Here is a 13289-nt window from a genome sequence, read left to right on the forward strand (position 1 = left end):
CAACGAGCGGAACGGAGACGCCCGAGCCGGAATAGCGGCCACACAGGGCCGGGAATCCAACGAGCGGTCCCCGTCAGCCCGCCACTATGCCAGTGACAGCCGAAAGATACAGGAATCCAGCCGAGAGTCCAAAGTTTGCCGCGTCATGACGTGTTTCGCTGGGTTCCGGGCTCGCGGCGCCCGGACGGCGCGACGCGCCGATCCGGGTGCCACGCCCCGGAACGACGACGAACTGATCACCCGAGCACAGTATCACTTGCTCCAGGTCGCCTTCAGGGTCGGCCCCTTCATCACCGCCCAGGCGTTGGGGCCGGCGGGCAGCACCTTGAAGCAGCTCGTCTTGTGGCCCTTCCAGGTGGTGCAGAAGCCGTCGGCGTCGAGCGTCCAGGTGCCTTCGCCCTTGGAGCCGTCCTTGGTGACCGGCTTGCGCCGCATGGTGCCATCGGCATCGAACACCATCTCGAAGCTCACCCCGGAGGGGGTCGTCGCCGTGAAGCTGCGGCCGTCGAAGAAGGTCGCCTGGATGTCCTTGGGCAGCAGGGCTTCCGCTGTCGCCGCCGCCGGGGCGGCGAGCATCGCGGCCAGCCCCAGACCCACGACGGCCGCGTCCCGCCACCGCGTCACTCGCTCACGCATCATGGTCCTCCGCCACGCAGGCGATGGTCGCACGATGGTCTCGCGCCGCAATGGCGCTGACAAGATGCGGCGGCTACGGATACGGGCCGGTCGACCGCGTGTCGTATGACACGCGATCCGGCGGCGCCGGTTCGGCGCCTCACAGCATCGACGGCAGCACCCGGTCGGGCGGGCGATGCCCGTCCATGAAGGTCTGGATGTTGATGATCACCTTCGTGCCCATGTCGACGCGCCCCTCGATGGTGGCGGAGCCGAGATGCGGCAGCAGCACCACTCGGCCGGCGCGGGCGAGGCGCACCAGCTTGGGATTGACGGCGGGCTCGTGCTCGAACACGTCGAGGCCGGCCCCGGCGACGTCGCCGGACTCGATCATGCGGGCCAGCGCGTTCTCGTCGATGATCTCGCCGCGCGCCGTGTTGACGATGTAGGCGCCCGGCTGGAGCAGCTTGAGGCGCCGCGCCGACAGCAGGTGATAGGTCGCCGGCGTGTGCGGGCAGTTGACCGAGATGATGTCCATGCGGGCCAGCATCTGGTCGAGGCTCTCCCACCAGGTCGCCTCCAGCGACTCCTCGATCTTCAGCGGCACCCGGCGGCGGTTGTGATAGTGGATCTGGAGCCCGAAGGCGCGGGCGCGCCGCGCCACCGCCTGGCCGATGCGGCCCATGCCGATGATGCCGAGCCGCTTGCCGGAGATGCGGTGACCGAGCATCCAGGTCGGCGTCCACCCGGTCCACGGCTTGTCGCCGGTCATCAGCGTGGCGCCCTCGACGAGCCGGCGCGGCACCGTGAGGATCAGCGCCATCGTCATGTCGGCGGTGTCCTCGGTGAGGACACCCGGCGTGTTGGTCACGGTGATGCCGCGCTGGAGCGCCGCCGCCACGTCGATGTTGTCGACGCCGTTGCCGAAGTTGGCGATCAGCTTGAGCCGGTCGCCGGCATGGCCGAGCGCATGTGCATCGATACGGTCGGTGACCGTCGGCACCAGCACGTCGGCATCCGCCATCGCCTCGGCGATCGCCGCCGGAGTCATCGGCGTGTCGTCGAGATTGAGGCGCGTATCGAACAATTCGCGCATGCGGGTCTCGACGCTGTCGGGCAGCTTTCGAGTCACCACCACGAGCGGCTTCTTCCTTGTCGGCATATCGTTCTGCCCCACCGCGTCCCGGGCGCTCGCAACGAGCGGATCCCCGCGGCGCTTCAGTCCTCGTTAACCGTCGTCGCGGACATTGAAGTCCCGCACGCGGAGGCTCTTCGAGAAGCGCCGCAATGGCTCTTCTGTACCAGATGGCCGGGATAACACAATGCGCCAAGGCCGGCTGCGACCATCTCCCCTAGGGGCTGCCGACGGCTTGCGCCGCGGCGGTCCGACGCGCGCTCGCGCGCCCATGCCCACACCCCTTCGCCACCCGGTCGGCGGGCCTTTCCGGGCCGCTGTACGGGGGGCGGCGTGGCCGTTGTTGAAAGGTGCGATCGCGGTTCTGTCGACGGTCGTGGCGCTCAGTGTCGCAGCGACGATCCGGCCGGCCGTGGCGGGCAGCGTCGCCGCCGCGGAGCTGCCGACCGGCTCGGTCAGCGGGCTGCCGGTGCCCCGCTTCGTCAGCCTCAAGCCGGACCGCGTCAATGTGCGCGGCGGGCCGACCAAGGATCACGAGGTGACCTGGGTCTACACCCGGGCGGGCCTGCCGGTGGAGATCACCGCGGAGTTCGAGAACTGGCGCCGCATCCGCGACTGGGAGGGGGCCGAGGGCTGGGTGTACCACTCGCTGCTGTCCGGCAAGCGGACCGCCTTCGTGGCGCGGGCCAAGGGCAGCGACGACCTCGTCCCGGTGCGGGCCGATGCCGATCCGGCGAGCCCGGTGAAGGCGCAGCTCGAGGCGGGTGTGGTCGGCACCGTGAAGCGCTGCGACGGCACCTGGTGCCGCTTCATCGGCGACAAGTTCGACGGCTGGATCGCCCAGGAGCGGCTGTGGGGCGTCTATCCCAACGAGAAGATCGACTGAGGGCGCCCGCGCGACGGTGCCCACCGGTCGATAGGCCGCCCTCCCGGCCTTCGGTCCCCGTGCCCCGGACCCGGCGCATCGCGGCGCGCCCGGGACACGCGGTCTTCTCCTGCGGTAGCGCAGGGGCGTCGGCGGCGAGCGCCGCGAAGGTGAGCGTCGAGAAGGCGGTGTGCCGAACGAGAAACGGCCGGGGGTCACCCGGCCGTTCGAACCCGTTCGTTCGGAGCCGGCGCGCGCCGGCTCGGCCTACTTCCCCTTCGTCTTGAGGCGCACCACGACATCGACCCGCTCGACCTCGTAGCCCTCCGGCAGCGCCGGCAGCGCGCCGATCGCGGTCTCGACCGGGGGGATGTCGACGAGCGCGTTCTTGTCCTCGAGGAAGAAGTGGTGGTGCTCCGACACGTTTGTGTCGAAATAGGTCTTCGAGCCGTCGACCGCGACTTGGCGCAGCAGCCCGACCTCGGTGAACTGGTGCAGGGTGTTGTAGACGGTGGCGAGCGACACCGGCACGCGGGCCCGCGACGCCTCCTCGTAGAGCATCTCGGCGGTCAGGTGGCGGTGCCCCTTGCCGAACAGAATCCAGCCGAGCGCCAGGCGCTGGAGGGTCGGCCGCAGGCCGACGCCGCGCAGCATGCTCTTCACGTCGTGCCAGGGGCACCCGTTGAGCTCCGGCCGCTGAGCGAAGAAAGCCCCGGCATCCCCGGCCTTCGATCCCGAACCGGCATTGATCGGCGGAGAATTTCTCTGCATCGTAAGGGAACTCGCGTGCCGCTCGCGCGGCATGATCCATTATTCCGAGCGATCATATCGGGGCATGATTCTTCTTGCAACTGCGTCGCAATTTTGACCTGCCCACCATCCCGTCGGAGACCCGGCCGGGTCTCCGGGCGGGCCGCGGGGCAAGGCCGGATTGACCGCTCGCCATCGTGTGTTAGGGAAGGGCCGGCCCGGCCTGCGGACCGGCATTATTTCGGGGATCTCACGGAATGCACAATCGTCGGTCGAGCTTCGAGTACGAAGACCTCCTGGCTTGTGGCCGAGGCGAGCTTTTCGCGGAAGGTCCGCAGCTTCCGCTGCCTCCCATGCTGATGTTCGACCGCATCGCCGAGATCGGCGACAAGGGCGGCGAGCACGGCAAGGGCTTGGCTCGGGCCGAGCTCGAGGTGAAGCCGGACCTGTGGTTCTTTCCCTGCCACTTCAAGGGCGACCCGGTGATGCCGGGCTGCCTCGGCCTCGACGCCCTGTGGCAGCTTCTCGGGTTTTTCCTCGGCTGGCTGGGGGCAGAAGGCAAGGGCCGGGCGCTCGGTCTCGGCGAGCTGAAGTTCTCGGGCCAGGTGCTCCCCTCCGTCCGCAAGGTCGTCTACGGCATCGACATCAAGCGCGTGGTGCGCTCGAGGCTGGTGCTGGGTGTCGCCGACGGCTGGTTGTCGGCCGACGGCTCGATCATTTATCGCGCATTGGATCTCAAGGTCGGCCTGTTCCGGGATCAGGCGCCGCAGCCCGATCCCGCCTAGGCCGGCTGCGGGCGTGTCGCCCGCCGGCAATCAGGAATCGCAGTCATGAGACGGGTCGTCGTCACCGGGATGGGCATTGTTTCGTCCATCGGAAACAACACCCAGGAGGTGTTGGCCAGCTTGCGCGAGGCCAAGTCCGGCATTTCGCGCGCCGACAAGTATGCCGAGCTCGGCTTCCGCTGCCAGGTGCACGGAGCCCCGACACTGGTGCCCGAAGAGGCGGTGGACCGCCGGGCCATGCGCTTCCTCGGCGCCGGCGCGGCGTGGAACCACGTCGCCATGGAGCAGGCGATCCGTGACGCCGGGCTGGAGGAGACCGAGGTCTCCAACGAGCGCACCGGCATCATCATGGGCTCGGGCGGCCCGTCGACCCGCACGGTGGTCGAGTCGGCCGACATCACCCGCAGCAAGGGCCCGAAGCGGGTGGGGCCGTTCGCGGTGCCCAAGGCGATGTCGTCCACCGCCTCGGCGACGCTCGCCACCTGGTTCAAGATCAAGGGCGTCAACTACTCGATCGCCTCGGCCTGCGCGACCTCCAGCCATTGCATCGGCAACGCCGCCGAGATCATCCAGCTCGGCAAGCAGGACGTGATCTTCGCGGGCGGCTGCGAGGAGCTGGACTGGACCCTGTCGGTGCTGTTCGACGCCATGGGGGCGATGTCGTCGAAGTACAACGACACGCCGACCAAGGCGTCGCGCGCCTACGATGTCGATCGCGACGGCTTCGTCATCGCGGGCGGCGCCGGCGTGCTGGTGCTGGAGGAGCTCGCGCACGCCAAGGCGCGCGGCGCGAAGATCTATGCCGAGCTCGCCGGCTACGGCGCCACCTCGGACGGCCACGACATGGTGGCGCCCTCCGGCGAGGGCGCGGCGCGCTGCATGCGCATGGCGCTCTCCACCGTCGGGCCGAAGGTCGACTACATCAACCCGCACGCCACCTCGACGCCGATCGGCGACATCAAGGAGATCGAGGCGATCCGCGAGGTGTTCGGCGATGCGGTCCCGGCGATCTCCGCGACCAAGTCGCTCAGCGGCCATTCGCTCGGTGCGGCCGGCGTCCAGGAGGCGATCTACTCGCTCCTGATGATGCAGAACGGCTTCGTTTGCGAGAGCGCCAACATCGAGACGCTCGACCCGGCGTTCGCCGATATGCCGATCGTCCGCACCCGCAAGGACGACGTGACGCTCGGCTGCGTGCTGTCCAACTCGTTCGGGTTCGGCGGCACCAATGCCTCGCTGGTCTTCAAGCACGTTGACGCCTGAGCGGGGCTGACGCCCGCGCTTCGTTCGAGAGGTGACGTCGTGGCGATACGGATCGATCCACAGGGGGGCCTGCCGGCCCCGACGGCGTCACGCCGCTGTTGCATCGCCGACATAATGATCGACGCGGGGCGACGACATGGTCCGCGGCGCCGCCCGATCGCCGTCGGTGCGCCGCAGCGGACCCCACCGGAACGGGCGAGGCCAGCAGGGAGGCGGAGCAGACATGTCGGGCGACGGCAAGACGGCGGAGCACGCCGTGGTTCGTTTTCCGCCGCGCAGGCCGTTCGTCATGACGGCTGAGCAGGGCGCCTCCAAGAACGGCCTGATGCTCGGCCGCCGCGGCCTGGTCATGGGCGTCGCGAACAACCATTCGATCGCCTGGGGCATCGCCAAGGTGCTGGCGGCGCACGGCGCCTCGCTCGCCTTCACGTATCAGGGCGAGGCGCTCGGCAAGCGGGTCAAGCCGCTCGCCGAGTCGGTCGGCTCCGACCTGGTGCTGCCGTGCGACGTCGAGGACCTCGCCTCGGTCGATTCCGTTTTCGACCGGCTCGGCGCGGCCTGGGGCGGCATCGACTTCATCGTCCATGCCATCGCGTTCTCCGACAAGAACGAGCTGAAGGGCCGCTACGCCGACACCACGCGCGAGAACTTCGCGCGCACCATGCTGATCTCGTGCTTCTCGTTCACCGAGATCGCCAAGCGTGCCGCCGCCCTGATGAACCACGGTGGCTCGATGGTGACGCTCACCTATGGCGGCTCCACCCGGGTGATGCCGAACTACAACGTGATGGGCGTCGCCAAGGCGGCGCTCGAAGCCTCGGTGCGCTATCTCGCCGCCGACTTCGGGCCGCAGGGCGTCCGCGTCAACGCCATCTCGGCCGGTCCGGTCCGCACCCTGGCGGGCGCCGGCATCGCCGATGCGCGGCTGATGTTCAACTATCAGCAGCGCCATGCGCCGCTGCGGCGGACGGTGAGCATCGAGGAGGTCGGCGGCGCCGCCCTCTATCTGCTCTCCGATCTCTCCACCGGCGTCACCGGCGACGTCCACTTCGTCGATTCCGGCTACAACATCATCTCGATGCCGCATCCGGCCGCGCTCAGGACCGTTGACGACGCCGAGACGGCGGCCGAGGCCCGCGCGGCCAAGGACGCCGCCCAATAGCCGCGCCGGGCGGAGCGTCGCGAGGACAGGGCCCGGCGTTCGGCACGGGCCCGCTGGGCGGGCTCGTGTGGGCGTTCCGGATCGGTGACGACGGCGTCGCCACCGAGCTCGATCCCGAGCGGCCGCTCCCCGGCCCGGATGGCGACTCCTGGCTCTGGCTGCACTTCAATCTCGCCGATGCCCGCAGCGGGCCGGTGCTGCAAACGCTGCCCGGGCTGCCGGACGATGCCGTCGAGGCGCTGGTCGGACCTGACACCCACCAGCAGCTCCAGGCCGAACGCGACTGTGTCTACGGCGTCATCGCCGATCTCGGGCGCGATTTCGACGGCCTCACCGAGGAGGTGCGGCTTCTCCACTTCGCCATGACGGAGCGTGGCCTGGTCAGCGCCCGCCGACGCGCCCTCAACGCCGTCGACACGACTCGCCAGGCGCTGCGCTCCGGCCAGCGGGTCGAGTCGGTGGCGGCCCTGTTCGAGCTGATCGTCGACCACGTCGCCGACGCCATCGACCGGCTCTCCGACGATCTCGCGCTCCAGATGGATGCCATCGAGGAGCGCATCCTCGACCTGGAGACCACGGACGAGCGGCGACGGCTCGGCGTGTTCCGCCGCACCACCGTGCGGCTGCATCGTCAGCTCGCCGGGCTTCGCTCGCTGTTCCGCCGCTTCGAGGCGTTGGAGCCGGAGGAGCTGAGCCCGGCGCTGCGGCTCGATGCCGGCCGACTGTCGCAGCGCCTCGACGGCCTGGACCAGGAGATCGATGCGCTGCGCGACCGCGCCCGCATGTTGCAGGACGAGCTGTCGAGCCAGCTCGCCGAGGAGACCAACCGCAACCTGCGCGCCCTCTCGATCGTCACCATCATGTTCCTGCCGCCGACCCTGATCGCCGGCTTCTTCGGGATGAACCTGAAGGGCATGGCCTATGCGGAGAGCGAGGTCGGGTTCTGGTCTGGCGTGATCGTGGCCGTGCTCTCCTCCGCGATCGTCTACGCCATCCTGCGCTGGCGCGGTCTCACCCGCGGCTGACCGCCGGCGGTCCGCTCGTCCGCCGCGGCCGACAGGCGAGACGGCCGACGCTCGCGCGCCGGCCGTCTCCGACGGTCCCGCCGACTGCGGGACCGGGGGGCAGCGATGAAACGAACCGCATCGTCCGGTGACGGCAGGAGCCGCCCGCCCGCTCGGCTGGTTCCCGTACGTGGGCCTCCAGCCTCGCGCCGACGACTCCGGGCCGGACTGCGGTTGCGGCACGGACGAGCCGTGCCGCCGGGATCAGAGCATCGTCACCTTGCCGGTGGCGATGTCGTAGACGCCGCCGACGATCTTCACCTTGCCGTCCGCCACCGCCTTGGCGACGATCGGCCCGGCCTGCTCCAGCCGGCGGACGTTGTGGCGGACGTTCTCGGCGATCGCCTCGTCGAGCGGATCGTTCGGCTTGCGGGCGAGCGCCGCCTCGACGCCGGGCTTGAGAGCGGCGACGAGCTGCGGCAGACGGCCGGGAAGCTCCTTCTTCTCCTGGATCACCTTGATGGTGGCGGCGACGGCGCCGCAGTTCGAGTGACCGAGCACCACGATGAGCGGCAGGCCGAGCACCGCGACGCCGTACTCCAGGCTGGCGAGGCCGTTGTCGTCGACGAAGTTGCCGGCGAGCCGCACCACGAACAGCTCGCCTGGTCCCTGATCGAAGGCGAGTTCCGGGGCCACCCGGGAATCGGCGCAGCTCACCAGGCCGGCGACCGGATATTGCGCCTCCGCCCGGGCGGCGCGGCCGGCCGACAGGTCCTTGTTCTGGGTGGTGTTGGCGGCATAGCGGGCATTGCCGTCGAGGAGGCGCCGCAGCGCCGCGTCGGGCCCGATGGCGTTCGGGCGCGGCGGGTCGGTCCCTTGGGCGGCGGCCGGGCCGACGAAGCCGCCGGGCCGCAGGCCGGTTGCCGCCGCGGCGGCCGCTCCGGCGGCGAGCAGCAGGCGACGGGAGAGCGGGTGCGAAGCAGGCTCGCACCGATCGTGATCACACATTGGGATTAGTCCTCTCGGCATGGCCTCGCGGCCATCGGGGGTGGCGGGAGGAGGGGGGAGACGAACCGAGCCGCGCGCGCGACTTGACCCGCCGGCGGTCACCAGATGGAGCCTGCCGGCATCGCGATTCGTCTCTCCGGGGTGATCTTCTCGGGGAAGAGTGATAGGTCCTAGTCCAAACTTTGCAGGGGTCTCGGGTGGTCCAGGGGCGGCGGAGCGCGGCGCGGCAGGAGGGGTGGTCGGGCCGGTCCATCGTCATGCCGTCTGCGGACTTCGTCGCGGACGCCGCGATGCTGCGTGCGAGCCCGCAGTTCCGGCCGGCGCTCGCCGGCTACTGTCAGGGCATCGCCGAGGCCCCCCCGCTCGCCTGGCCGACCATCAAGCTGGTCGATCAGCTCCGCCGCTATCTGGTGTGCTACCTGCTGATCCACAACTACCATGCGTGGAAATCGGCCGGCGGCCCGCTGCCTACGGTCGCGACCCTCCAGGCCACGCTCGGATCGGGTGCCCGGCAGGCGGCCGAGATGGTGGCCGCCCTCAAGGCGCGGGGCCTGCTGCGGGTCGAGGGCCAGGTGGCCGACCGTCGGCCCAAGCTGCTCGTGCCGGCACCCGCTCTGGTGGCCGAGATCGGCCGTTCGGTCCGGCTGTTCGTGGCGGCGGCCGACCGCATCGCGGGGCGCCATCCCGGCCGTGCGGTACGGCTCGCCGATCCGCAGCGGCTCGGTGAGGTGCTGTATCGCTCGGCGGCCGAGGTCGCCATGCGCGGGACGCTGATCCACCCGTTTCCGCGCGTCCTCTATTTTGCTGAGCGGGACTGCGGGTATCTGCTGCTGACGGTCGTCTTGGGGGCCCATTACGCCGAGACGGTGCCGGGCGCACCGGCCGCCGTGCCGCTCAGCCGCAAGGCGATCGCCGAGCGGATTCAGGTCTCGCTCGCGCATGTCGGCAACATGTTCACCGCGGCGAAGCGGCACGGCTGGTTCGCGGTGGGGGGCGGCCGTCTGCTCGCCATCGCCTCGGATCTGGTGGACGAGTTCGAGCGCTGGGCGTCGTGGCAGATGGTGCACTTCGATCGCCTGGCGGCCTTGGTGCTGGCCGACGAACCCGAACCGACCGACGAGCCGGAGCCGGACGGCGCGCGGGCGGCGAGCCGCGATCCGGCCGGCCGCCGCCCGGACTGGCCGCTCTCGGCGGCCGATCAGGCTTGAAGCATCGCCACCTTGCCGCTGGCGATGTCGTAGACACCCCCCACGATCTTGACCCGGCCGCTCTGCACCGCCTCGGCCACCACCGGCGTCGCTCCCTGCAAGCGGCGCACATTGACGCGCACGTTCTCGGCGATCGCCTCGTCGAGCGGGTCGGCGGGATTGCGCGCCTGGGCGGCCGCGACGGCGGGCTTGAGGGCGTCGACGAGCTTCGGCAGCTGCCCGGGCAGCACCGCGTTCTCCTTCAGCACCTTCAGGGTCGCCGCGATGGCTCCGCAGCTCGAATGGCCGAGCACGACGATGAGCGGCACGCCGAGCGAGGCGACGCCGTATTCGAGGCTGGCGAGGCCGTAGTCGTCGACGAAGTTGCCGGCCAGCCGAACCACGAACAGCTCGCCCGGCCCCTGGTCGAAGGCGAGTTCGGGAACGACGCGGGAGTCGGCACAGCTCACGATCCCGGCGATCGGATACTGGCCCGCCGCCTGGGCGGCCCGGCTCGCCAGCAGGTCCTTGTTCCGCGCGGTGTTCACCGCATACCGGGCATTGCCGTCGACGAGCCGCCGCAACGCCTCGTCGGGCGCGATGGCGTTCGGCCGCACCGCCGCGAGGCTGTCGGCCCGGGCGCTCCGCGGGCGGCCAGCGAGGCCGGCGCCGGCCAGCGCGGCACCGGCGCCGGCGGCCAGCAGGAATCGGCGGGAGATCGAAGCCCGCGCGTCGAGGCATTCGTCGCGATCACACATGCGGTCGTCCTTGCGATGGCTTCGTCGGTCGTGCATCGAGATGCGCGATCGGCGGACGAAGCGGATGACGGATGGAGTGCGGCACACCGGCCGCGCCGCCGCAGACGAGACTCATCGTCCGGACAACATCGCAGCCCGTGGTCAGTGTCTGTGTTTTGCGATGCGGATCAATAACGCGAAACCCGCATAGGCCGATCGGGCTTGCCCGGATGGCTGAGGGACCGGGCGGTCGGATCGTTCGGTCGGGAGAGCCGTATCGGTCTGTGTCACGGCTGTCCCGCCCCGGCGCGTGGTCATCCGCCCGGCATCACCGTCGACCGCTGAAAAGCAACGGCCGCAGAAACGACAGCGGCCGGAGCTTGCGCTCCGGCCGCTTCGTTCGTCCCGTGGCGGACTGCGGGACGCGGGGGTTCGGGGGTGCTCTCGGGGGTGTCTCGCGGCGCCGGCGCATCTGATCGAGTGCGTCGGCACGATGGTGTCGGGCGATCGCGTGTCGGGCGATCGCGTGTGTCAGGCCGCCGTCTGGGTGCCGGGGCCGACGATGTCGAAGCGGTCGGCGTTCATCACCTTGGCCCAGGCGGCGACGAAGTCCTTCACGAACTTCTCCTGCGAGTCCGCGCAGGCATAGACCTCGGCGAAGGCGCGGAGCTGCGAGTGCGCCCCGAAGATCAGGTCGACGCGCGTCGCGGTCCAGCGCGGCTCGCCGGTCTTGCGATCGCGGCCCTCGTAGAGGCCTTCGGTCGCCGACGGCGCCCATGCGGTGCGCATGTCGAGCAGATTGACGAAGAAGTCGGTGGTCAGCCGCTCCGGCCGGTCGGTCAGCACGCCGTGGGTCGAATGCCCCGCATTGGCGCCGAGCACCCGCAGGCCGCCGACCAGCACCGTCATCTCGGGGCCGGTCAGTGTGAGAAGCTGCGCCCGATCGACCAGCGCCTCCTCGGGGGCCATGAACTGATGCCGCTTGGTGTTGATGTAGTTGCGGAAGCCGTCGGCGCGCGGCTCCAGCGGCGCGAACGACACGACGTCGGTCTGCTCCTGTGAGGCATCCGTGCGGCCCGGCGTGAACGGCACCGTCACCGTGACGCCGGCATCCTTCGCAGCCTTCTCCACCGCGGCGCAGCCGCCGAGCACGATCAGGTCGGCGAGCGAGATCTTCTTGCCGTCCGTGCGGGCGGCTTCGAACTCGCGCTGAACCGTTTCGAGGGTGGACAGCACCTTGGCGAGCTCCGCCGGCTGGTTGACCTCCCAGTCCTTCTGCGGGGCGAGGCGGATGCGGGCGCCGTTGGCGCCGCCGCGCTTGTCGGAGCCGCGGAACGTCGACGCCGACGCCCAGGCGGTGGCGACGAGCTGCGACACCGACAGGCCGGAGGTGAGGATCTTCCCCTTCAGGGCGGCGATGTCGCCGGCATCCACCAGCTCGTGATCGACCGGCGGGATCGGGTCCTGCCAGATCAGCACCTCGTTCGGCACCTCGGGGCCGAGGTAACGAACCCGCGGGCCCATGTCGCGATGGGTGAGCTTGAACCAGGCGCGCGCGAAAGCGTCCGCGAACTGGTCCGGGTTCTCCATGAAGCGCCGCGAGATCTTCTCGTAGATCGGGTCGAAGCGCAGCGACAGATCCGTCGTCAGCATCTTCGGCACATGCTTCTTGGACGGGTCGAACGGGTCGGGAATTGTCGCGCCGGCGCCCTTGGCGCGCCACTGCTTGGCGCCGGCCGGGCTCTGCTCCAGCTCCCATTCGTAGCCGAACAGGTTCCAGAAGAAGTTGTTGCTCCACTTGGTCGGCGTCGTGGTCCAGATCACCTCGGGGCCGCCCGTGATTGTGTCGGCGCCGAAGCCGCTGCCGTGACGGCTCTTCCAGCCGAGCCCCTGGTCCTCGATGGCGGCGCCTTCCGGCTCCGGGCCGAGCAGCGACGGATCACCGGCCCCATGGGTCTTGCCGAAGGTGTGGCCGCCGGCGATCAGCGCGACGGTCTCCTCGTCGTTCATCGCCATGCGGAAGAACGTTTCGCGGATGTCCTTGGCGGCGGCGACCGGGTCGGGATTGCCGTTCGGGCCTTCCGGATTGACGTAGATCAGGCCCATCTGCACGGCGCCGAGCGGCTCCTCGAGCTGGCGCTCGCCCGAGTACCGGGAGTCGCCGAGCCAGGTTCCTTCCGGCCCCCAATAGAGCTCCTCCGGCTCCCACACGTCTTTGCGGCCGCCGGCGAAGCCGAACGTCTTGAATCCCATCGATTCGAGCGCGACGTTGCCGGCCAGGATCATCAGGTCGGCCCACGAGATGCTGCGGCCGTACTTCTGCTTGATCGGCCACAGCAGCCGCCGCGCCTTGTCCAGGTTGGCGTTGTCGGGCCACGAGTTGAGCGGCGCGAAGCGCTGCTGGCCGGCGCCGGCGCCGCCGCGCCCGTCGGTGATGCGATAGGTGCCGGCGCTGTGCCAGGCCATGCGGATGAACAGGCCGCCATAGTGGCCGTAGTCGGCCGGCCACCACTCCTGCGAATCGGTCATCAGGGCGTGCAGGTCACGCTTCACGGCGGCGAGGTCGAGGCTGCGGAACGCCGCCGCGTAGTCGAAGTCCGCGCCCATGGGGTCGGACTTCCGCGAGTTCTGATGGAGCACGCCGACGTCGAGTTGCTCCGGCCACCAGTCGCGGTTGCGGTGTCCGCGGCTTCCGCCCGAGAACGGGCACTTGCCCGCGCCCTTGTCGTCCGTCTTGGCATCCATGAATCAGGCTCCCGGAGATCGTGGGGCGGTCGC

The 13289-nt window shown here is 70.0% G+C and carries 12 protein-coding genes; 6 read left to right on the forward strand and 6 right to left on the reverse strand.

All coding sequences use genetic code 11. The features are described from left to right. Positions 1–252: 252 nt before the first annotated feature. Together ACFQUV_RS08680 and ACFQUV_RS08685 are read right to left on the reverse strand one after the other, a co-directional pair. Positions 253–639 carry a hypothetical protein gene (locus tag ACFQUV_RS08680; RefSeq protein WP_165363768.1) on the reverse strand — a complete coding sequence of 129 codons (387 nt, stop codon included), beginning with the start codon at positions 637–639 and terminating at the stop codon, positions 253–255. A 136-nt stretch (positions 640–775) separates the two neighbouring features. Continuing rightward, positions 776–1777, reverse strand: coding sequence for a D-glycerate dehydrogenase (locus ACFQUV_RS08685; protein WP_129607730.1), 1002 nt, complete (start codon positions 1775–1777; stop codon positions 776–778). Positions 1778–2105: 328 nt separating this feature from the next. Here ACFQUV_RS08685 and ACFQUV_RS08690 point away from each other — a divergent pair, with 328 nt between their 5' ends. After that, on the forward strand, positions 2106–2636 hold the full coding sequence (locus tag ACFQUV_RS08690) for an SH3 domain-containing protein (RefSeq protein ID WP_371851661.1): 531 nt from the start codon (positions 2106–2108) through the stop codon (positions 2634–2636). 246 nt (positions 2637–2882) lie between these two features. Here the strand turns inward: ACFQUV_RS08690 and irr are convergent, their stop codons facing one another. Next, positions 2883–3386 (reverse strand): Fur family transcriptional regulator Irr, encoded by a 504-nt coding sequence (gene irr, locus ACFQUV_RS08695; protein ID WP_129607732.1) that lies wholly within the window; start codon positions 3384–3386, stop codon positions 2883–2885. Positions 3387–3622: 236 nt separating this feature from the next. Between irr and fabA the strand changes: the two genes are divergently transcribed. From fabA to ACFQUV_RS08715, 4 genes are all read left to right on the forward strand, one after another. Then, positions 3623–4150 (forward strand): 3-hydroxyacyl-[acyl-carrier-protein] dehydratase FabA, encoded by a 528-nt coding sequence (fabA, locus tag ACFQUV_RS08700; RefSeq protein WP_111385306.1) that lies wholly within the window; start codon positions 3623–3625, stop codon positions 4148–4150. Between the two features lie 45 nt (positions 4151–4195). Then, positions 4196–5413, forward strand: a complete 1218-nt coding sequence (gene fabB, locus ACFQUV_RS08705) for a beta-ketoacyl-ACP synthase I (RefSeq protein ID WP_111385305.1) — start codon at positions 4196–4198, stop codon at positions 5411–5413. Between the two features lie 325 nt (positions 5414–5738). Then, the gene (gene fabI, locus ACFQUV_RS08710; protein ID WP_207211363.1) at positions 5739–6575 is read left to right on the forward strand and encodes an enoyl-ACP reductase FabI; all 837 of its coding nucleotides are present in this window, start codon (positions 5739–5741) and stop codon (positions 6573–6575) included. Between the two features lie 65 nt (positions 6576–6640). Next, positions 6641–7600, forward strand: coding sequence for a transporter (locus ACFQUV_RS08715; protein ID WP_244601448.1), 960 nt, complete (start codon positions 6641–6643; stop codon positions 7598–7600). Positions 7601–7843: 243 nt separating this feature from the next. Here ACFQUV_RS08715 and ACFQUV_RS08720 read toward each other — a convergent pair whose 3' ends face one another. Continuing rightward, the gene (locus ACFQUV_RS08720) at positions 7844–8587 is read right to left on the reverse strand and encodes a carbonic anhydrase (RefSeq protein ID WP_129607734.1); all 744 of its coding nucleotides are present in this window, start codon (positions 8585–8587) and stop codon (positions 7844–7846) included. 257 nt (positions 8588–8844) lie between these two features. Between ACFQUV_RS08720 and ACFQUV_RS08725 the strand changes: the two genes are divergently transcribed. Further along, on the forward strand, positions 8845–9795 hold the full coding sequence (locus ACFQUV_RS08725) for a hypothetical protein (RefSeq protein WP_207211596.1): 951 nt from the start codon (positions 8845–8847) through the stop codon (positions 9793–9795). Here ACFQUV_RS08725 and ACFQUV_RS08730 read toward each other — a convergent pair. Next, complete coding sequence (locus ACFQUV_RS08730) at positions 9786–10532, reverse strand: carbonic anhydrase (RefSeq protein WP_129611289.1); 747 nt, start codon at positions 10530–10532, stop codon at positions 9786–9788. The two genes, ACFQUV_RS08725 and ACFQUV_RS08730, sit on opposite strands and share 10 nt — an antisense overlap. A 510-nt stretch (positions 10533–11042) precedes the next feature. Further along, a complete protein-coding gene (gene katG / locus ACFQUV_RS08735) occupies positions 11043–13256 on the reverse strand; it encodes a catalase/peroxidase HPI (protein ID WP_129611288.1) in 2214 nt (737 codons plus the stop codon). Positions 13257–13289: the final 33 nt, after the last annotated feature.

The organism is Rhodoplanes sp. P11 (genome assembly GCF_964266735.1).
In the GTDB taxonomy this organism is placed as follows: Bacteria; Pseudomonadota; Alphaproteobacteria; order Rhizobiales; family Xanthobacteraceae; genus Rhodoplanes; species Rhodoplanes serenus.

What these genes read in the sequence shown, in the direction of transcription:
- ACFQUV_RS08680 (WP_165363768.1), bottom strand. Translation starts at nt 639, where the DNA reads ATGATGCGTGAGCGAGTGACGCGGTGGCGGGACGCGGCCGTCGTGGGT.
- ACFQUV_RS08685 (WP_129607730.1), bottom strand. Translation starts at nt 1,777, where the DNA reads ATGCCGACAAGGAAGAAGCCGCTCGTGGTGGTGACTCGAAAGCTGCCC.
- irr (WP_129607732.1), bottom strand. Translation starts at nt 3,386, where the DNA reads ATGCAGAGAAATTCTCCGCCGATCAATGCCGGTTCGGGATCGAAGGCC.
- fabA (WP_111385306.1), top strand. Translation starts at nt 3,623, where the DNA reads ATGCACAATCGTCGGTCGAGCTTCGAGTACGAAGACCTCCTGGCTTGT.
- fabB (WP_111385305.1), top strand. Translation starts at nt 4,196, where the DNA reads ATGAGACGGGTCGTCGTCACCGGGATGGGCATTGTTTCGTCCATCGGA.
- fabI (WP_207211363.1), top strand. Translation starts at nt 5,739, where the DNA reads ATGCTCGGCCGCCGCGGCCTGGTCATGGGCGTCGCGAACAACCATTCG.
- ACFQUV_RS08720 (WP_129607734.1), bottom strand. Translation starts at nt 8,587, where the DNA reads ATGTGTGATCACGATCGGTGCGAGCCTGCTTCGCACCCGCTCTCCCGT.
- ACFQUV_RS08725 (WP_207211596.1), top strand. Translation starts at nt 8,845, where the DNA reads ATGCCGTCTGCGGACTTCGTCGCGGACGCCGCGATGCTGCGTGCGAGC.
- ACFQUV_RS08730 (WP_129611289.1), bottom strand. Translation starts at nt 10,532, where the DNA reads ATGTGTGATCGCGACGAATGCCTCGACGCGCGGGCTTCGATCTCCCGC.
- katG (WP_129611288.1), bottom strand. Translation starts at nt 13,256, where the DNA reads ATGGATGCCAAGACGGACGACAAGGGCGCGGGCAAGTGCCCGTTCTCG.